This is a genomic window from Ruegeria sp. BI12, from assembly GCF_056537985.1.
This window is the reverse complement of the sequence record NZ_JBQFSL010000001.1, coordinates 531,554-551,145: the sequence shown is the minus strand read 5'-3', so window position 1 is coordinate 551,145 and position 19,592 is coordinate 531,554. Positions and strand designations below refer to the sequence as shown.

Genomic DNA, 19,592 nt, shown 5'->3' with positions numbered 1-19,592 from the left:
ACAGGATGTGCCGTGGTGCTCTTGCAGGACCTTGCATACGGGTGCTAGACGAGGCCAGATATAACGAACGGACCCCTGGCAGGAGAGGCGGCAGAATGGCCCAATTCCCGAGCAGCTTTGACAAGGACGATCTGCTGAAATGCGCCCGTGGCGAATTATTCGGCCCCGGCAATGCGCAGTTGCCAGCTCCGCCGATGCTGATGATGGACCGGATCACAGACATCTCGGCTGACGGTGGCGCACATGGCAAGGGCCATATACTGGCCGAATTCGATATCACCCCTGACCTGTGGTTCTTTGATTGCCATTTCCCCGGCAACCCGATCATGCCCGGCTGCCTGGGGCTGGACGGCCTGTGGCAGTTGACCGGGTTCAACCTGGGTTGGCGTGGCTGGCAGGGACGCGGCATGGCCGTGGGTGTCGGCGAGGTCAAGCTGACCGGCATGGTCCGCCCCGACCGCAAAATGCTGACCTACAAGATTGACTTCAAAAAAGCGATCCAGACGCGCCGTCTGACCATGGGTGTGGCGGATGGTATCGTCGAAGCGGATGGTGAAATGATTTACGATGTCAAAGACATGAAAGTCGTTCTGTCCGAAGCCTGAGCCTGACCGGCCCGAAATAAGGAGCACGCAAATGCGTCGAGTAGTTGTCACCGGTCTGGGGGTCGTGTCCTCCATCGGGAACAATGCCCAGGAAGTATTGGCCTCTCTCAAGGCTGGCAAGTCCGGCATCGAAGCTAACGAGCAGATGGTCGAACACGGCTTTCGCAGCCGGATCGCCGGAACGCTCAAGATCGATCCGGCCGAGCATGTGGACAAGCGGACACTGCGCTTTATGGGTCCCGGCGCCGCCTATGCTCATATCGCCATGAACCAGGCGATTGCCGATGCCGGTCTGACCGAGGATCAGGTCGTGAACCCCCGTACCGGTTTGGTGGCCGGTTCCGGCGGCCCGTCGACCAGCGCAATGCTGACCGCGCATCAAACTGTTCTGAAAACGGGCGCAACTAAGCGCATCGGCCCCTTCGCAGTGCCGAAATGCATGTGTTCGACGATCTCGGCCAACCTGGCGACCGCGTACAAGATCAAAGGTATCAACTATTCGATCACCTCGGCCTGTTCCACTTCGCTGCATTGCATCGGCAACGCAGCGGAACAGATCATGCTGGGCAAACAGGACGTGATGTTCGCAGGGGGCGGAGAAGAACTGGACTGGACACTGTCTTGTCTGTTTGACGCGATGGGTGCCATGTCCTCCAAGTACAACGACACCCCGGAAAAAGCTTCCCGTGCATTCGATCAGGACCGCGATGGGTTCGTCATCTCGGGCGGCGGCGGGATCGTCGTTCTTGAGGATCTGGAGCACGCTCTGGCCCGTGGCGCAAAGATTTATGCCGAAGTGACCGGTTATGCGGCCACGTCGGATGGCCACGACATGGTGGCCCCGTCCGGTGAAGGTGGCGAACGCGCGATGCGTCTGGCCCTGTCGACGCTGCCAGAAGACCGCAAGGTTGGTTACATCAATGCCCATGGTACATCGACCCCGGTCGGAGACGTGGGAGAGGTTGAAGCCGTGCGCCGCATCTTTGGTGAAGGCAACGTGCCCCCGATTTCATCCACCAAGTCGATGACCGGACACGCACAGGGTGCGGCAGGTGCGCTTGAGGCAATCTTCTGCCTGCTCATGCTGGACAATGATTTTATTACGCCGTCGATCAATGTCGACACGCTTGCCGAAGGCATTCTGCCCGGTGAAATTGCAACTCAAGTAGTTGAAAACGCAGGATTGGATAGTGTGATGACCAACAGCTTCGGCTTTGGCGGCACCAACGGTTCCATGATTCTGTCGAAGTATAACGGGTGAACGTAATGTCGGATCTTCTAAAAGGTAAACGCGGCCTGATCATGGGCGTGGCCAATGACCGCTCGATAGCGTGGGGCATTGCCAAGGCCATGCATGAAGCCGGTGCCGAACTGGCATTCACGTATCAGGGCGAAGCATTCGGCAAACGCCTTGAACCGCTGGCTGAAAGCCTGGGTAGCGATTTCATGGTGGACGCGGACGTCACGGATGACGCCTCGCTGGACCGTGCGTTTCAAGAGCTTGGAGCGCGCTGGCCCACCATCGACTTCGTAGTCCACGCCATTGCCTACTCGGACAAATCCGAGCTGACGGGCCGTTTCCTGAACACCACCCGGGCGAATTTCAAGCATTCGCTGGATGTCTCGGCCTATTCCTTCATTGAGGTCGCGCGCCGCGCTTACCCTCTGATGCAAGAGAATGGCGGCACGCTGCTGACGCTGACATATCAGGGGTCGAACAAGGTGGTGCCGAACTACAACGTGATGGGTGTGGCCAAGGCTGCGCTGGAATCTGCGACTCGTTATCTGGCCAACGATCTGGGTCCTGAAGGTATTCGCGTCAACGCGATCTCGCCCGGCCCGATGAAGACGCTGGCCGGCGCAGCCATCGGCGGTGCCCGCAAGACCTACAAGTTCTGTGATCAGAACGCTCCCATGCGCTCGAATGCGACGCTCGAGGCCGTTGGCGGCACTGCAGTTTACCTCACATCGGACGCAGGTGCTTGCACGTCGGGCGAGATCATCCGCGTCGATGGTGGCTTCCACGTTCTGGGTATGCCGCAGCCCGATCACATGTGACCCGAACTTTCCCTGTCGGCGCCAAGATTTGACCATCTTTCCTCGGCAGGGATATCGGCATGAGCAAAGCCGAACATATCCTGACCAGCAACACCCGCAACATCCGATCACCCCGCAAGGGCGGGTTCCTTGGCACGCGCGTTATCGTCGTACTATTGGCCCTGATCGCCCTTTTGTTGTTTGTGTTCTTCACGCAGCCACAGATGCGAGAAACTGTTGAAGCCTGGATCAGCCTTTTAACGGGCTGATCCAGCGTATTTCTCCGGTCAGTTGATCGAAACGACCTCAATATCGAAAATCAGATCCTGACCGGCCAATGGGTGGTTGGCATCCAGCGTGACGGTTGCCTCGTCGGCGTCGACTACTGTTACTGGCACCGCCTGCCCATCCGGTGTTTGCATCTGCAACTGGGTACCGGGATCCAGCGGAATGTCGTCAGGGATACCTTCGCGTGGAATTTGCTGGCGCGCTGCGGGGTTGATCGGACCATAGGCATCGACACATGCAATCTCGACCCGTTTTTTGTCGCCAACGTTCAAACCCGGCATCGCCGAATCCAAACCGGGGATAATCTGCCCCGAGCCGACAACGAATTCCAGCGGGTCGCGTCCTTCGGAACTGTCGAAGACGTTTCCGTCCAACAGCGTTCCTTTATAGTGGATGCGAACCGTGTCGCCTTGTTTGATTTCGGTCATATTGGCCTCCGGCCTCTGTAGGGTTTAAGCGGCCAAGCCTAGGAGGTCACACGACATTGTAAACCCCGGCCTCTTTAATGCTCACTGTTGTTATGCAAACCTGCCCCGAACGACCAGGAGGGGACCGGATGCCAATCACAACCTGCGTTTTTGATGCCTATGGAACATTGTTCGACGTGGCCGCCGCCGCACGACAGGCGGCCGATGAACCGGGCTTTGAGAAACTGCGACAGAAATGGCCCGAACTGGCCAATCATTGGCGCCTGAAACAGCTGCAGTACACTTGGCTGCGCGCGGTTACGGACGCCCATTCAGATTTCTGGGATGTCACCCAAGATGGTCTCGACTGGGCGCTCGAGGCGACTGAGTTACACGGCGACGCCACTCTGCGGCAACGGTTGCTGGATCTCTACTGGGAATTGCAGGCTTATCCGGAAGTTCCGGAAATGCTGCGCGCATTGAAATCGGGTGGATTGCAAACAGCGATTTTGTCGAACGGCTCACCACCGATGCTGGACGGCGCGGTCCAGTCTGCGGGTATCGGAGATGTTTTGGACGATGTGTTGTCGGTGGAAAGCGTCGGCGTGTTCAAACCGGACTCGCGTGTCTATGACCTTGTGCAAGAGCGTTTCCACTGCGCCCGTGACGAGGTGCTGTTCGTCAGTTCAAACGGCTGGGACGCGGCTGGTGCCAGCGGGTATGGTTTTGTAACCGCGTGGGTCAATCGCGCCGGGGAGCCGATGGACCGCTTGCCATGGAAACCTGCGCATGTACTGTCCGACCTAACGACGATTCCGCAACTGGCTGGACTTTAATGGCATTTTTCATTTCGTCTGATGACAGGCGTCTTTTTTTCGAGGACACCGGCTCTGGTGCGCCTGTGCTTTGCCTTGCCGGGTTGACCCGCAACAGCAAGGATTTTTCGTTCCTGGCGCCGCATCTGGGAGACATGCGGGTAATAGCGATGGATTACCGCGGTCGCGGACGCTCGGACCATGACCCGTATTTCATGAACTACAACGTCCTTCGCGAATCTCAAGACGCGATCGAGCTGCTGGACCATCTTAGTTTGGACCGTGTGAATGTCATCGGCACCTCGCGTGGGGGGCTGATTGCCATGGCGCTAGCCGCCAGCCATCCCGAACGGTTGTTGAGCGTTGCTCTGAATGACGTCGGTCCGGTGCTGGAACCATCGGGCATCGCCAAGATCATGGAATATGTCGGCAAGCAGCCCGTTTCCAAAACATATGATTTGGCGGCTCGGGCATTGCAGCACGTCTTGGGCCCCCAATTTCCCGGCGTGCCACTAACGCGTTGGCGGCAGCAGGCCGAAGTCCAATTCGACGAAACGCCTGATGGCCTGAGCCTCAGCTATGATCCTGCGCTGCGTACAGCGCTTCTGGAACAGGCTGCTGCAGGGCCCGCCCCAGACCTGTGGCCCCTTTTTGAAGCATTGCAGGGCCTTCCAACCGGCGTCATTCGCGGCGCAAATTCGGACATTTTGGGCAAAGACACGCTGACTGAAATGCACAACCGCCACCCTGATCTTATATCGGCAGTAATACCCGACCGTGGTCACCCCCCGTTTCTGGATGAACCACAGTCGGTAGAACTCATTCGCAAGGTACTGGTCACCGCATGAGCACACTTGAAATGATCGAGGCCGCCGCCGAGCGCCTCAGAGGGCATGTTCGCGAGACACCGATTCTAACCTCGCCGTTTCTGGACGAAATCGCGGGTCGCCGCGTGCTGGTGAAACCCGAGTGCCTGCAACATACCGGCAGCTTCAAGTTTCGCGGTGCCTGGTCGGCCATTTCGGCGCTCAGCGACGCGCAACGACAACGCGGTGTGATTGCCTATTCTTCGGGCAATCACGCGCAGGGCGTGGCCTTTGCTGCAGCTCAGCATGGGATTTCGTCGGTCATCGTCATGCCCTCTGACGCGCCGCTGCTAAAAATCAATAACACCCGGGCGCTGGGGGGCGAGGTCGTTCTGTATGACCGCGCGAACGAAAGCCGCGAAGAAATTGGCGAGGCACTGGCGTCCCAACGCAGCCTGACCCTGATCCGGCCTTACGACGAACCTCAGGTCATCGCAGGACAAGGCACGGTCGGGTTGGAGCTGGCCCGGCAGACGGCCGATTTGGGTATCGAAAAGGCAGATGTTCTGGTGTGCTGCGGCGGCGGCGGGTTGACCTCAGGCATTGCGCTGGCGCTGGAAGGCCACGCGCCGGGGCTGCGCGCCCGCCCGTGCGAGCCTCAGGGGTTCGACGATGTCAAACGGTCTTTGGCAACGGGGCACATTCAAAGCAACAACGCCGCATCGGGCAATATCTGCGATGCAATCCTGACGCCGCAACCGGGCCAGATTACCTTTCCAATCCTGAACCGGCTGTGCGGCCCAGGCCTGTCGGTGTCCGAGGAAGACGCGCTCCGCGCCATGGCTCAGGCGTTTTTGCGCCTCAAGATCGTGCTGGAACCGGGCGGGGCAGTATCGCTGGCCTCAGCCCTTTTTCGCGCCGAGGAAATCGAGGGCGACACTGTGATCGTAGTAGCATCGGGCGGCAACGCCGACCCCGAAGTCTTTGGGCAAGCACTGGAATACCTGACCTGACAAGCCGTTTGGGCTGAGGCAACCTTACTATTGTGCGTATGACGCCAGGGGATTGAGTTGTGCAAATAGCAGACGTTGGAGACGTGCAAATCCACTATCGGATCGATGGTGATCCAGACGGCGCGCCGATTGTGTTTGCCAATTCATTGGGAACCGACCTGCGGTTGTGGGACGATTTGCTGCCGCACCTGCCTGCCGGGTTGCGTATCATCCGATTTGACAAGCGCGGGCACGGCCTGTCCTCTCAACCCCCGGCGCCTTATTCGATGGGTGCCCTCGTGCGCGATACGGAAGGTCTGCTTGATTTCCTGAAGGTGCGCGATTGCGTGTTTGTCGGCCTGTCCATCGGCGGGCTAATCGGACAAGGGCTGGCCGTCAAACGGCTGGATCAGGTGCGCGCGTTGGTGCTGTCCAATACAGCGGCCAAAATCGGCATCCCATCGATCTGGCAGGACCGCATGGACGCTATACGAAAAGGTGGGATCGAAGCCCTGGCCGATGCGACCATGGAACGCTGGTTCTCAAAGGCGTTCCGCGCGTCGACCGAACACCTGTTGTGGCGAAACATGATGGTGCGACAGCCGGTTGATGGCTATCTGGGCTGCTGCGCGGCAATCTCAGGTACGGACTTCTACACCCCCACCAGCGGCCTGCGTCTACCGACACTCGGCATCGCCGGCAGCGAGGACGGATCGACCCCACCGGATCTGGTGCGGGAAACCGTTGACCTGATCCCCGGTTCCCGATTCGAACTGATGCGGCGCGTTGGGCACTTGCCTTGTGTGGAACAACCGGCAGAATACGCGGCACTACTCCACAGCTTTCTGACTGAAATCGGACATGTGTGAAGGAGAATTGGTTTGGCCGATCTTCTGTTAGTCCACGGATCCTGTCACGGTGCCTGGTGTTGGCGGGACCTTATCCCGGCTTTGGAAGCACTAGGACACGAGGTGCGTGCCATTGATCTGCCCAGCCACGGTTCGGATCCGACACTCATTGCGGATGTTACACTGGATAGCTGCCGCGACGCGGTCTTGCAGGCGACCTCACCCAATACGATCATTGTCGGACATTCCTGGGGAGGGTACCCGATCAGTTCCGCAGCAGAGGCCGCGCCGCAGGCTATGCGGGCTCTTGTCTACCTGGCCGCCTACGTCCCACAGGATGGTCTTTCCATGGTGGAAATGCGCAAACGCTCACCCCGCCAGACTATCCATGATGCGCTAGAAAAATCGACTGACGGTCTCTCGTACACGTTTAGACCAAACAAGGTGCAAGATTTGTTCTACCATGATTGCCCACCCGAAACTGTGCCCTTTGCGTTTGCGCGTCTGTGCCCGCAAGCTATTGCACCCCAGGACACCGCTTTGCTGCTGACGGGCAAATTCGACCAGGTTCCCAAGGCTTACATCCGGACAACGGAAGACCGGACGATCCCTACCGAATACCAGGAACAGATGAGCCACGCCGCCCCAGAGGCCATGCGCCATACCATTGACACGTCGCACTCCCCATTTTTTGCGCAACCGAAAAGGTTGGCTGAATTGTTAGACAAAATCGCAACGGACTTGTCCGGACCACAAGTCTGAGCGCGACTCTTTTAACCAGCATCATCTGCGGTTAAGGTCCGCTCGAATTTCCATCCTCGCGGTTCAAATGCGCCTGCCCTTTTTCTTCGTTCTTCTTACGGTCATGATCGATGCCATGGGCATCGGCCTTGTCCTGCCTATCATGCCGGAACTGATCGTCGAAGTTCAGGGCGGCACATTGGCGACTGCTGCGATCTGGGGTGGCATTTTAAGCACCGCGTTTGCCGCAATGCAGTTCATGTTCGGCCCGGTTTTGGGCAACCTTTCAGACGCTTATGGGCGAAGGACGGTCTTGCTGGTCTCGCTGTTCGTCATGTCGCTGGACTATGTTGTCATGGCCCTTGCTGGCAGTATCTGGCTGTTGTTGGCCGGCCGCATCGTAGGAGGCATTACAGCCGCCACACACGCAACAGCGGCAGCCTTCATGGCAGATGTGTCCAAACCTCATGAAAAAGCGGCGAATTTCGGTTTGCTGGGTGCGGCGTTTGGAGTGGGTTTTGTGTTCGGTCCGGTGCTTGGTGGGCTGCTGAGCGAATATGGCACGCGAGCGCCGTTTTGGGCGGCAGCTGGTTTGTCTGCTCTGGCCTTTGTTATCGGTGTTTTCGTCATGCCCGAGACAGTCACCGACAAGACCCGTCGGGCCTTCAGCCTGCGGCGTGCCAACCCTGTGAATTCGTTGCGCGCAATAGCGGCTTTGCCCGGCATTCGGCCGATGCTGTGGGTCTATTTCCTGTATTCCGTCTCGATCTACGTCTACCCGGCAATTTGGGCGTATTTCACAACCGAACGTTTCGGCTGGTCGCCACAGATGATCGGCTTGTCACTGGGCGTCTACGGGATTGGCATGGCGGCTGTGCAAGGCGGCCTGATCCGCCCCGCAACCAAGTATTTGGGGGAACGCGTCACCATCATCTACGGCATGGGCTTCGAGCTGTTCAGCTTTTTGCTTCTGGCCTTTCTGACCAATGGGATCATAGCCCTGATGCTGATTCCCGTCACCGCAATTGGCGCAGTTGTGACCCCTGCCCTGCAGGCCTTGATGTCGCGTGCGACCCCCGATACGCAACAAGGCGAATTGCAGGGCGTGCTGACGTCATTGCACGCATTGTCGATGGTTATTGCGCCGTTGCTCATGACCAGCGTTTTCGCCCAGTTCATAAAACCCGACGCGGCTATCTACCTGCCGGGCGCGCCATTCCTTTTGGCATTGGTCTTGATGGTGATCGGTCTGGTCGTGTTTTCTCGTTCACGCAAGGTCATGGCTTAACTACGACATCCCTTTGACGGATTCCGTCTTGCAGCGCCCCCATAAGCGCGCCACCGTGGCGCAAAGGGAGCGAGGTACAGCATGCAAACCATCAAAGCCGCCGTTTGTCGGGCGTTCGGCGAACCTCTGGTCATCGAAGACGTCCAAATCGCACCGCCCAAATCCGACGAGGTCGAGGTGACGCTGGATGCGGTTGCAATCTGCCATTCGGACATATCATATGCCAGCGGCGCATGGGGTGGGCACCTGCCTGCTGTCTATGGGCACGAGGCTGCAGGAATCATTACTGCGGTTGGCGACTCGGCTGGTGGATTCGAGGTTGGGGACCCGGTTGTCGTCACCCTGATCCGGGCATGCGGCTCGTGCCCCTCATGCGCTGGGGGTAAACCAACCGTCTGCGAAACGCCTTATGACACGGTCAAAGGACCCTTGCGCACGGCAGACGGTGGACCGCTGGAACAAGCAATGGCCTGTGGCGCCTTTGCCGAAAAGGTTGTGGTCAGCCACCGACAGATCGTCAAAATTCCGCCGTCGATGCCCAAAGACGTCGCCAGCCTGCTGTCCTGCGGAGTGATCACAGGTGTCGGTGCCGCCGTCAATGCCGCAGGCCTGCGTCCCGGACAGGACGTGGTCGTGATCGGCGCGGGTGGCGTTGGGCTGAATGCGATCCAGGGTGCGCGGATCGCAGGCGCGCGCCGCATCGTGGCCGTGGACATGACCGAAGAGAAGCTGGCCATCGCCAAGGAATTTGGTGCAACCCATGGCGTATTGGCCGATCAGCAAGCCCCCTGGAAGGCCGCTTACAAAGCACTCGGCGGGCGTGGCGCAGACGCCGTGTTGATTACTGTCGGAGCAATCCCTGCCTATGATCAGGCCCCTCGTTACTTGGGCCCCGGTGGCAAGGCGATTATGATCGGAATGCCCCACTCAGGGGATATGGCAAGTTACGAACCGGTTGTTCTGGCCGCATTGGGTCAGGGATTGATCGGGTCGAAAATGGGCGATGTTGTCATTCAACGCGATATTCCATGGATGATCGACCTTTACGATCAAGGGCGCCTGAAACTGGATGAGCTGATTTCGGGCCGGTGGGCGCTATCGCAGATCAACGAAGCGATCGAGGACACCAAAACCGGATCTGCCAAGCGAAACGTGATCGTTTTCGACAGGGCTTAACCCAGCAGGGCAGGAGAACACCTGATGAAGCTGCAAGACCTCGATATCATCGTCACAGCCCCTCCTGCGCCTGGATGGGGTGGGCGGTATTGGATACTCGTCAAAGTCACGACCGATACCGGGATCACTGGCTGGGGCGAATGCTATGCATCCTCAGTTGGTCCCGAGGCAATGCGCCATGTCATTCAGGACGTGTTCGAACGGCACATGCAAGGCGAGAACCCCGAAAACATCGAGCTCATGTTCCGCCGCGCCTATTCCAGCGGCTTTACGCAGCGCCCTGACCTGACGGTTATGGGCGCGTTTTCCGGGTTAGAAATCGCATGCTGGGACATCTTGGGCAAAGATCGCGATCGCCCGGTCTATGCATTGCTGGGTGGGTTGGTGAACGAAAGGATTCGGGCCTACACCTATCTCTATCCCCTGCCCCAACATAACCTGAACGATTTCTGGACCTCGCCGGAACAGGCCGGGGAATGCGCCGCAGAAATGGTTCAGCGCGGGTTCACAGCCGTCAAGTTTGACCCCGCCGGGCCTTATACTGTTCGGGGCGGGCACATGCCTGCGATGTCTGATATCTCGATGTCTGTGGCGTTCTGCAAAGCGATCCGAGATGCCGTGGGCGACAAGGCCGACTTGCTGTTTGGCACCCACGGGCAATTCAACACCGCGGGCGCAATTCGTCTGGGTCAGGCGCTCGAGCCCTATTCACCGCTTTGGTACGAGGAGCCGACACCCCCGGACATGATCGAAGACATGGCCCGCGTCGCGCGAAACGTTCGAATCCCGGTCGCAACCGGTGAGCGGATGACGACCAAGGCAGAATTTTCTGCCGTTTTGCGGGCTGGGGCGGCGGAGATCCTGCAACCCGCGCTGGGCCGTGCCGGCGGCATTTGGGAGATGAAGAAGGTGGCCGCCATCGCCGAGGTCTTCAACGCCCAGATGGCCCCGCACCTGTACGCCGGTCCGATTGAATGGGCCGCCAATATCCATTTGGCCGCATCCATCCCAAACCTGCTGCTTCTTGAGACCATTGAAACTCCGTTCCACGATCAACTCATCAATAGCTCATTGCGGGTTGACGCCGGATTTGTTCCTGCTCCGACCGCACCGGGACTGGGCATCGAGGTGAACGAAGACCTTGCCCGGGCCCACCCTTACAATGGTGACGGCTTGCATCTGCAAATGCAGGAAGAGCCTTGTGACTACGTGAACGGAAACGCCTTTCAAGGTGGTGCCCCTGCAACCGAGGGGTGACAATCCCATAGATCTTGGGGCACATTGACCCAACCAATGGGTGTTGGATTGGCCACGCGTGACACTTAAAGACGACCAAAACCGACAAGCCGAAGCCGCGCTATCTGGAATGAAAGAAAGTGCGGTGCGGGCCTCTGCGTTTCTGAAAACGCTCGCCCATGAGGGCCGATTGATGATCCTGTGCCATTTGGCGGAGGGTGAGAAATCCGTGGGTGAACTGGAGGCCTTGTTGCATATCCGTCAGGCAGCAGTCAGTCAGATGCTGGCCCGCCTGCGCGCGGAGAACTTTGTTGCAACGCGCAGGGACGGCAAATCCATATATTATTCGTTGAATAATGACGGTGCGGCACAGGTGATCGCGGTGCTCTACGATATGTTCTGCAGCCCCGACGATGATTAGCCACTAGTTCGAAACATAGCCCGCGATCACCTGCATCAGCTTGAACGCGGTTGCGGCATCATTTTCGACTACGGCCAGGAATTCTTCTTCACCGATCCGCAGGCAAGACAGTTCCGTTTCGGCGATCATGCTTAGTGCCCGAGGCTCTTTACGGATCAAGCCCAATTCTCCGACCAGCGCACCAGGGCCGACTTTGGCAATCAACTGATCTTCTCCGTCGGGTTGCGGAAGGTAGAGCCCGGCTTCCCCTTCCAGCACCACATACGCGCCATCGGTTGGTTGATCGTCTTTAAGAAACACGATCTCTTGTGGTTTGGCATCGAACCAGCGCGCACCAAAAGCCAGCAGGCGCAACTGTCGACGGTCCAACCCCGAAAACAGCGGCGTCTGTTCGAGAGCGCGCAGTTTGCGCGTCAGGTCAGCTGAGGCGGCACTGTCTTCTTCCACGTCCGTAGGTCCTTCGTCGGAAACCACCCGACCTTGCCTGATTTCCACATACATGTCGAATACGCCTGGGTTTTCGAACTGGTCGTTCAGGTAGATCACTGTGGTATCCGGCAGCAACGCGCGAAGGTTTTTGTAAACGGCCACTTTCGAGGCCATATCATAGCTGGCCAGCGCGTCCTCAAGGATCAGGATATCAGGCTTTTTGATCGTCGCACGTGTAAAGGAAAGAGGTTCAGCAAAGACCGCAGGCAGGTTTTGACCGCCAAGCGCAACCGGAACGTCATAGATCAGCTCGACCACCAGCGGGCGCGCACCGTTTTCGTTCAGAACATCCACGATCACTTTGCGCGCCTCATCCGAACGGGCACCGCCGATCTGACTGACCTTTCCAAACAAAGCGTTTTCCAGAACTGTCAAACCGGGCGCGAACTTCGTTTTGTCCAATGGCACAAACACGTCCAGCAACCGATCCAGCAGTGTTTCGGAATGGCTGTGCCGCAGCTCAAGAATTCGGTCCTTTAGATCATCTGTAAACGCCGGGCCAATCTGTTCTGCCGAAATCACAAACGGAACCGCCAGCAAGTTTGCCAGTTGTTCGTCGTCCAATCCCGATACGCCTTCATTCCGGGTTTTCTCGACCAGTTCGACCGCAGCCTCATATGTCTGCGCCTCAAGTCCCAGTTTGCGGAACAAAGGATGATCGGTACCGTCCAACCCGAAAATCTGGCGCAACATCTCAATCACATCGCGTGTCAAGCTGACCAGAGTTTCGTCCAGACCAAACTCACGTAGCTGACCCAGAAACACCGTCTGCTGGGCCAAAAGCTCTTGTGTGACTGGCACCTTGGGCGTCGCGAACAACAGGTTCTCGGCAACAGGCAAAGCGGAGTTATAGCTGTCGCGATCAAAGATCAGCGCCTGCTGGTCCAGGCCCGAGCTTTTCACCGCTTCCTGAACCAAAGGCCGCAACTCAACCAGTTTTTCAGCCAACTCTGGGTGTTCGGCCGCATCAAACACCTGCTCAGCCCCGCGCAGGAACAGCGCCGCGCCCGACCCCATCCCGTCAATCAGCTTCAACCACCAGTCGCGCACCTCTTCAGCACTGTCCAATCCCGCAGTGGTCGGGTCCAGCCAGTTTGCCTTGAAGGGGTCCGGGCTATTGCCAGCCCGCAGGGTTTCATCATATCCGGGGTCGTTAGTTTCAGTTGTCTGCGGCTTGAACCGCATCGGCATCATGACATTGTCGCCCAACGTGCCCTGGAACATGACGGGCCGCGATGAAGCGTACCCAATGCGGGCAGCCACAACGCTTTGATGCAGCTCTGACAAATTGACGTCGCCGATCCGCACCTGGCCCGAGCTGGGCAGGATTTCCCGTGTTAGCAATTCAGCTACGGCGCGTCGATCTTCTTCACTGGGGGCGGCAATGCCGATGGTCTTCCCACTGGGAAAGGTCAGGTTTAAATCATCCAGAACCTGATTGCCGTCCATATCGCGGACCGAGGCATGATCCAGCGCAATGTCACCATTCAGCCTTGGGCTGGCCTCAGGTTCGCCCTCGAACAGTTTCTCATTGTGTATTCCGGCAGGCGCAAACCGTTCCGTTACCACTTCCCAACGCAGCGACATATCCTGTGTCTGATTGTAGTAGGTCAACAGTTCCTTCCATGGCGAGCTGAGGTCTTTATACGCGGCCAAAGCTGCGACCAGAGCACCCAAAGAAACCGAACCCTGCAGAACAAGAAGACCGCCAACAAGGTAGAACAGGAACGGCGTCAGCTGCGAGATGAAGTTGTTGATGAACTTCATAAAGAACTTTTTCTGGTAAATTTCGAACCGGATACCGAACAGACGGCCCAGCTGATCTGAAACCAACGCTCGGCGGTATCGCCATCCACCATTGGTACGCAAAGTGGACGCGCCTGCTGCGTTTTCGCCGATCTGGGCGGCCAGCACCCGGACCTCTTGAATGCGTTTTTTGTTCAGAAGGTTGATCTGACGTTGCAGTTTCGGGATCAGCCAGGCTTGCAGAGGGATCAGTGCAACTGCGGCCAGTCCAAACCAGAAACTTTGCAGAAACAAGAAGGACAAGATCGTGATCATCTGACCCGCCTGCAGTACCGGCTGGCTGATCGCATCCCCCATTAGCCCGCCCATCGGCTCGCTTTCGGCGGTGACCATCGAAACCAGTTCCCCCTGGCTGACCCGCTCAAAGTAGGGTTGAGGGAAACGCAACGCGCGGCTGATCAACACATACCGGAACCGGCGCAACATACGCTCGCTTAGCACGCCCTTCATCGTGTTGATGCGCATTTTCATCAGGCCATGCGCCAGCACTGCAATCAGGAACCCAATACACAGAACAATCAGAAATGTGGTCTGCGGAAGGCTATAACCCCAAACGTCCACAATCGGACTGGCAGCACCAATTGCATCGTTGATGATGCGTTTTGGCAGTTCAAGCGTCAGATAGAGTAATGGAAACAACGTGGACGTCACGGCCAGCAGAATCAACTGGTCGCGTTTCGAGTACTTCCAAATAAACTGGAAAATTGAACGTTCTATGGAACCTGCCCCTACTACGGATCACTGAAACGATCTTGACGAAAGTGCCGCAAATCCAACACTCTGAATTTACCTTAGTCCAGCCAAAAGAGGCAAATAGTTTCCAATTTGATCAGTTAACTGCCGAGTGTGAACAAGTTCATTTGCGCAACCACAAATTAGTGCCTAGAGTCTGCTTTGGGACGATATCGGGAGGAGTCATTTGACTGCCAGTTTAGGCGCAGTGCTGTTGATGCTCTGCTTATTGCAGATCAAACATATGTTTGCGGACTTTTTTCTACAGACTCCGAAAATGTTGGCAGGGCGCGGTGAGTATTTTCACGTGGGCCGCGCGCAGCATGCGGGTGTGCATGTCATCGGGTCAGTGATTGTCTTTGCGCTGTTTGGCGCGCCGTGGTCGTTCATTTTGATCATTGCCGCACTGGAGTGGATTGTTCATTTCAATATTGATTTTGCCAAGGCCAGCTATTCGGACAAAAAGCAACTGATGCCGACTCAGGCCGCATTTTGGCGAGCTGCTGGTCTGGACCAGTGCCTGCACAACCTGACCTATATCGCCATGGTATGGGCCTGGGTTGAATTCGCTACCTGATCAGTTCGTGACTCAGGCGACGTTTTCCAGAGATTGCGAACTATACGCGTCTAGCCACATACGATCCAAATAGTCGATTTTGGCTGCGTCGAAACGGTTTTCTTCCTTCCAGTAGCGACCAGATGGAACAAAATAGCTCAGCCTTTCCTCGAGCTGTAATGCCGATTGCATACCCTTTGTCGAGGGCAGCCCGGCAGACCTTAAGCTATCAGCCGTCACAGACGGAAAAACCAGCCGGCTTTCGCCCTGCGACAGCCGCACCACGCGGCAGTTCTGCGTAGCGCCGAACAACGCCAACCGGGCAGACTTCGCCTCAAGCGAGCGCAAGGTGATGTCCTCCCGCAAAGGATCGGCTGAACCTTTGCCATAGAAATGAGTTTGGCCGGACCTTGGATAGATCATGTCACAGCCGAAAAAGGCCAGCACGGCGGGCTGTAGCGCTGACAAAGCCCAATACCCTGCCGTAAAAGCCATCGTGCCGCCAGCGTACACAAATCCACCGAATTGGTTTTGCAAAGGAACGTATTCGGCGGCTTCGACAATTCTCTGACCAGAACAGGTTTCGGATGGCTGGTTATGGGCAGGAAAATCTTCGGGGTGGATAAGAACATCCCAATCTTGCCGAATACGCCAAGCATTGTTGATGGCAACGACATGGGTGAAGGGTTCTCGCGCCCAGTCACGCGCGGCCAAAGCGGACGGGGCACTTCCAAGTATCAAAACTCGATTTTTCGGCTCGGTCATCCTGGGTCCTGCCTATTTACAGTCCCCAGGATGTTAGAGCGATTTCGGATGCAGACTAGCCCAGAACGGAAAAACTGCTTTCTTCGTTGATGGGGCGCTTACGAGAATAAAAACCAACATCAATCGACCGCCCGATATAAGGCAGTTCGTACTGCAACGGTTGCGCATCGTGGTCCGCGCCGCCTTCGCAGTACTCGATCAGGGCCGTCATCATTTTACCCGCGATCGGAGCATTCTTGTACTGGTTCCCGCTGGTCCCGCAGGCCATGTAGAAACCCGGCAGGCTGGATTTGTCATAGATCGGGATCCAGTCGGTCGATGCGTCGTACAGATCTACAACGCCGCGTGTCTTAGATGGAATGCCAAGGCTGGGCACACGCTGCGCATATCGCATGGCCTGCGTTGTCCACTGGTCAGTGAAGTCGTGATTATAGTGTACGTCATCTTCGCACCACTGATGCGGGTCGCATTCCGGGTCTTCCGAACCGACCAGAATGTGGTTGCCGTGTTCGGGGCGGCAATAGCACGCAATATCGCTGTCAGAAACAATCGTGCCGTCGTTTTCGAAATCAAATCCTTCGGGTGCGGGAACGTGGACAACTTCCTGCCGCAGTGGACGCGTCTCGATCGTCATATCGTCCAGAACGTCGGCCATTTTGTTGATGATTGCCGAGCCGGGCCCGGCGACATTCACGACAACTTTCGCATGGATCTCTTCACCCGACGCCAGTTTAACGCCCGAGACCCGGCCCCCGTCGGTCAGGATTTCAACCACCTCAGCCCCCGTGCGCACTTCCGCGCCGTGCTGTTTGGCTGCATCCATCAGGTTTTGGGCGGACAGCGCCGGATCGGTGACATAGCCCGCCTGCGGCCAGAACACACCGCCGTGCATTTTGCGGCCGTTGGGTTGGCCAAACTCCGGGTCGTCCATACGACGTGCAGGCGCGAAACTGTCTTTGGAATAGATCGGCAGACGCTCACTGACCTTGTCCACAGACCACTCTTCGAATGGGCAGTCCAGATCCGCGCTGTTTTTCATATGCTTTTCCAGCATCCCGTTCGCGTCTGTTTTCATCACCAGACAGCCGGTCTCGCGGAACTGCGCCAGGTTGGCGTCTTCCGGCAGGCCAAGGTATTCAGCCCAATCGCGCCAATAGTGATAGCCTTCCCACGCAAAGGCGGTTCCGTCGAAGGTCGAGTAGTGCATCCGAATGATCGCGCAAGACCCCGCGGTTGAACCGTGGCCAACCTGGCTGTTGCGATCCAGCGACAGGGTTTTCCAGCCCGCTTTTGCCATTTCAAAGGCGATGGCTGCGCCGATCACACCGGTTCCGATGATGATTGCGTCAGGTTGGCTCATGAGGGATCTCCTTTCCAATAGCGCATTGAATAAGCGCTGAATTCTTCGACTTCTTCGGGTTTCGGTTCAACTCCGGTGAAAACGTATAGGTAGTGCGGAACCATGGCGATCCGCATCTCCATCGGTTCGTTCAACTGCGCCAGATCGTAGCCGATCTGCATGTAGTACAGCACCCGCGCGCGGGTTTCGGCCTCGTATTCGGAATAGCCATATCGCGCAAACATGGCATGCAGCGCCTTGAGCCTGCGCGCATCAGATTGATCCAGCGCCCGCCGCACCTTGCCAGATTTACGCGCCCAGTCGCGGACGGCAAAATCAAGCGCCGTATCGAACAATGTGGTGTTCACCACGCAGCGATGTACATTGCAGACCGCCGCCGTTATCGTCGCTGCCGGGGCCTCAGCCTGCGCGACCAATGCGGCGGTATTCGTGGCCTGCCAGCGCGCAAGCAATGCATCCAGAAGTTCTTGCCGGGACTTGAAGTACCAATAGAAAGACGACCGCGATACGGCCATCCGTTCCGCCAGATTCAGCACCTTGATCTGATCGACCCCATCCGAGATCAGAACGTCCATCGCCACGTTCAGCCAGTCATCACGCGTGACCTTGATGTTGCCGACCAACGGCTCGGCTTCGGGGTCATCCCGGTGCAGGATAGGTTTCGTGTTCATTCAACTCTCCGGCGGCGCGCCGCCTTCAGCGGTGCGACGTGCGATAAAGTCCTGCAAGGCTCCGATACGGTCGCTGTCACTTGGCGGCGCTTTGAACTCGCTCAGAATGCCTTTCCAGACACCTGTTGCACGGTGATTGGCATCAACCGACCCGCGTTCAGTCCAGGTTCCGAAATTGGCATAGTCATGTACATGGGGTTGGTAGAACTCGGTGTTGTACCGCTCCATTGTCTGGCTGGACGCAAAGAAATGCCCGCTGGGTTCAACCTCGCTTAGCGCTGTGTCGAACCCGATCTCGGCGGTGCCTGCTTGGGCCCCGGCACAAAGCTCGGCCACCATGTTCAGAACCTCGGCATCACAGATCATCTTCTCGAAGGACACGGTCAGGCCGCCTTCGAGCCAACCAGCCGAGTGGATGATCACCGTCGCTCCGGCCATCAGGCAACCCCAAAGCCCGAACTGGTTTTCGTTGGCCGCCTGAACATCGTTGATATTCGATGCCGATCCGGCAGCCGATCGCCATGGCAGCCCCAGATGCCGTGCCAATTGGCCCGCTGCAAGCGAGGCTTGAAAATGTGACGGTGTACCAAATGCAGGTGCGCCCGATTTCATGTCTACGTTGCTGGTGAACGTTCCATAGCAAACCGGCGCTCCTGGCCTGGCCAACTGGGTCAGTGTCAGCGCCGCCAACGCCTCGGCATGTGAAAGTGTGATCGCGCCGGCCACGGTGATCGGGGCCATTGCGCCCATCAGCGTAAACGGCGTGATGATCGACATCTGGCCGTTGCGGGCGAAATCAATCAGCCCCTGCGCCATTGGAATATCCAGCGTGCGCGGACTGTTCGTGTTGATGATCGTGTAGCAATGTGCGCCCGCCTGAAACTCATCATCTGACAGGCCCCGCGCGAGGGATAGCATTTCAAAACAATCCATCACCTGCGGCGTTCCGCGTGAGAAGAAAAACGGGAACTTGTCCGTCAGCTCCATCTGCGCCTTCGTCGTGAAATAGTGGCGCAGATGCGTCGGCACGTCCTGAGGCTCGACCTGGGGAGAGATCATCTGGAACACATCGAAATGATGTGTAAGCTTCAGGAACTCAAGATAATCCTGCCCTGTGGCGGGACGGCGGCCGCGTTCAAGATCCGTCGCGTTCGGTGCCCCTGCCCCCGGTTGAAACACCAAACTACCTAGCTCAAGGGTGAAGTCTCTGTGTCGCGCGCCTGCATGGCACGCAATCGACTTTGGTGCTGAAGCGACGGCGGCTTCAACAATGTCGCGGCCGATGAAGACCATCTCGGTGTCATCATCCACCCGCGCGCCCGCTTTCGCAAAGAGACGCCGGGCTTCCGGAAGCAGGCATTTGACGCCCAACTCCTGAAGTGTTCGCAATGCCGTTTCGTGCATGTCCGCAATCTGGTCAGCCGGGAACACCTCCATCAACGGGAAAGGATTCTTCAACTGGCGATAATTCACGTCCCGACTGGGCGCGGGGGCGGCCTCAGCGCTTCGCCCGCGCCGTCGTCGCCCGCGTTCGGATGTTTGTCCGATCATGC

The 19,592-nt window shown here is 57.5% G+C and carries 20 protein-coding genes; 14 read left to right on the top strand and 6 right to left on the bottom strand.

The window, feature by feature from the left end:
* Nucleotides 1-95 precede the first annotated feature (95 nt).
* The 4 genes from fabA to ACR0AK_RS02930 are packed head-to-tail and all read left to right on the top strand — an operon-like array spanning nt 96 to nt 2,911.
* On the top strand, nt 96-605 hold the full coding sequence (gene fabA, locus ACR0AK_RS02945) for a bifunctional 3-hydroxydecanoyl-ACP dehydratase/trans-2-decenoyl-ACP isomerase (RefSeq protein WP_058279458.1): 510 nt from the start codon (nt 96-98) through the stop codon (nt 603-605).
* A gap of 31 nt (nt 606-636) precedes the next feature.
* On the top strand, nt 637-1,866 hold the full coding sequence (gene fabB, locus ACR0AK_RS02940) for a beta-ketoacyl-ACP synthase I (protein ID WP_170561123.1): 1,230 nt from the start codon (nt 637-639) through the stop codon (nt 1,864-1,866).
* Nucleotides 1,867-1,871: 5 nt separating this feature from the next.
* A complete protein-coding gene (locus ACR0AK_RS02935) occupies nt 1,872-2,663 on the top strand; it encodes an enoyl-ACP reductase FabI (protein ID WP_170561124.1) in 792 nt (263 codons plus the stop codon).
* A gap of 59 nt (nt 2,664-2,722) precedes the next feature.
* A complete protein-coding gene (locus tag ACR0AK_RS02930) occupies nt 2,723-2,911 on the top strand; it encodes a hypothetical protein (protein ID WP_480792313.1) in 189 nt (62 codons plus the stop codon).
* A gap of 18 nt (nt 2,912-2,929) precedes the next feature.
* Here ACR0AK_RS02930 and ACR0AK_RS02925 read toward each other — a convergent pair whose 3' ends face one another.
* Nucleotides 2,930-3,358: an FKBP-type peptidyl-prolyl cis-trans isomerase gene (locus tag ACR0AK_RS02925; protein ID WP_170561126.1), complete on the bottom strand. Its 429-nt coding sequence runs from the start codon at nt 3,356-3,358 to the stop codon at nt 2,930-2,932.
* Between the two features lie 128 nt (nt 3,359-3,486).
* Here ACR0AK_RS02925 and ACR0AK_RS02920 point away from each other — a divergent pair, with 128 nt between their 5' ends.
* The 9 genes from ACR0AK_RS02920 to ACR0AK_RS02880 all read left to right on the top strand — a co-directional run bounded on the left by ACR0AK_RS02920 (nt 3,487) and on the right by ACR0AK_RS02880 (nt 11,660).
* Nucleotides 3,487-4,173 (top strand): haloacid dehalogenase type II, encoded by a 687-nt coding sequence (locus ACR0AK_RS02920; RefSeq protein ID WP_170561127.1) that lies wholly within the window; start codon nt 3,487-3,489, stop codon nt 4,171-4,173.
* Entirely contained in the window at nt 4,173-5,000 is an 828-nt protein-coding gene (locus tag ACR0AK_RS02915) for an alpha/beta fold hydrolase (RefSeq protein ID WP_480792312.1), read from the top strand. The genes ACR0AK_RS02920 and ACR0AK_RS02915 overlap by 1 nt, the downstream gene beginning before the upstream one ends.
* Nucleotides 4,997-5,971 (top strand): threonine ammonia-lyase, encoded by a 975-nt coding sequence (locus tag ACR0AK_RS02910; protein ID WP_480792311.1) that lies wholly within the window; start codon nt 4,997-4,999, stop codon nt 5,969-5,971. Before ACR0AK_RS02915 ends, ACR0AK_RS02910 begins: the two co-directional genes overlap by 4 nt.
* Before the next feature lie 59 nt (nt 5,972-6,030).
* Nucleotides 6,031-6,819, top strand: a complete 789-nt coding sequence (gene pcaD, locus ACR0AK_RS02905) for a 3-oxoadipate enol-lactonase (RefSeq protein ID WP_480792310.1) — start codon at nt 6,031-6,033, stop codon at nt 6,817-6,819.
* A 12-nt stretch (nt 6,820-6,831) separates the two neighbouring features.
* On the top strand, nt 6,832-7,560 hold the full coding sequence (locus ACR0AK_RS02900) for an alpha/beta fold hydrolase (protein WP_480792309.1): 729 nt from the start codon (nt 6,832-6,834) through the stop codon (nt 7,558-7,560).
* 67 nt (nt 7,561-7,627) lie between these two features.
* On the top strand, nt 7,628-8,827 hold the full coding sequence (locus ACR0AK_RS02895) for a TCR/Tet family MFS transporter (protein ID WP_480792308.1): 1,200 nt from the start codon (nt 7,628-7,630) through the stop codon (nt 8,825-8,827).
* An 81-nt stretch (nt 8,828-8,908) separates the two neighbouring features.
* Nucleotides 8,909-10,003, top strand: coding sequence for a Zn-dependent alcohol dehydrogenase (locus tag ACR0AK_RS02890; protein ID WP_480792307.1), 1,095 nt, complete (start codon nt 8,909-8,911; stop codon nt 10,001-10,003).
* A 24-nt stretch (nt 10,004-10,027) separates the two neighbouring features.
* A complete protein-coding gene (locus tag ACR0AK_RS02885; protein ID WP_480792306.1) occupies nt 10,028-11,260 on the top strand; it encodes a mandelate racemase/muconate lactonizing enzyme family protein in 1,233 nt (410 codons plus the stop codon).
* Nucleotides 11,261-11,369: 109 nt separating this feature from the next.
* Nucleotides 11,370-11,660 carry an ArsR/SmtB family transcription factor gene (locus tag ACR0AK_RS02880; protein WP_170561135.1) on the top strand — a complete coding sequence of 97 codons (291 nt, stop codon included), beginning with the start codon at nt 11,370-11,372 and terminating at the stop codon, nt 11,658-11,660.
* A 3-nt stretch (nt 11,661-11,663) separates the two neighbouring features.
* Here ACR0AK_RS02880 and ACR0AK_RS02875 read toward each other — a convergent pair whose 3' ends face one another.
* On the bottom strand, nt 11,664-14,660 hold the full coding sequence (locus tag ACR0AK_RS02875; RefSeq protein WP_480793628.1) for a cyclic nucleotide-binding domain-containing protein: 2,997 nt from the start codon (nt 14,658-14,660) through the stop codon (nt 11,664-11,666).
* Nucleotides 14,661-14,904: 244 nt separating this feature from the next.
* On the opposite strand from ACR0AK_RS02875, the gene ACR0AK_RS02870 reads away from it, so the two are divergent.
* A complete protein-coding gene (locus ACR0AK_RS02870) occupies nt 14,905-15,264 on the top strand; it encodes a DUF3307 domain-containing protein (RefSeq protein WP_438826354.1) in 360 nt (119 codons plus the stop codon).
* Nucleotides 15,265-15,276: 12 nt separating this feature from the next.
* On the opposite strand, the gene ACR0AK_RS02865 is transcribed toward ACR0AK_RS02870, so the two are convergent.
* The 4 genes from ACR0AK_RS02865 to ACR0AK_RS02850 are packed head-to-tail and all read right to left on the bottom strand — an operon-like array spanning nt 15,277 to nt 19,590.
* Entirely contained in the window at nt 15,277-16,008 is a 732-nt protein-coding gene (locus ACR0AK_RS02865) for a hypothetical protein (protein WP_480792305.1), read from the bottom strand.
* A gap of 55 nt (nt 16,009-16,063) precedes the next feature.
* Nucleotides 16,064-17,368, bottom strand: a complete 1,305-nt coding sequence (locus ACR0AK_RS02860; RefSeq protein ID WP_480792304.1) for an NAD(P)/FAD-dependent oxidoreductase — start codon at nt 17,366-17,368, stop codon at nt 16,064-16,066.
* Nucleotides 17,365-18,039, bottom strand: coding sequence for a TetR/AcrR family transcriptional regulator (locus ACR0AK_RS02855; RefSeq protein WP_170561139.1), 675 nt, complete (start codon nt 18,037-18,039; stop codon nt 17,365-17,367). Before ACR0AK_RS02855 ends, ACR0AK_RS02860 begins: the two co-directional genes overlap by 4 nt.
* On the bottom strand, nt 18,040-19,590 hold the full coding sequence (locus ACR0AK_RS02850; RefSeq protein WP_480792303.1) for a trimethylamine methyltransferase family protein: 1,551 nt from the start codon (nt 19,588-19,590) through the stop codon (nt 18,040-18,042). It abuts the gene before it with no gap.
* Nucleotides 19,591-19,592: the final 2 nt, after the last annotated feature.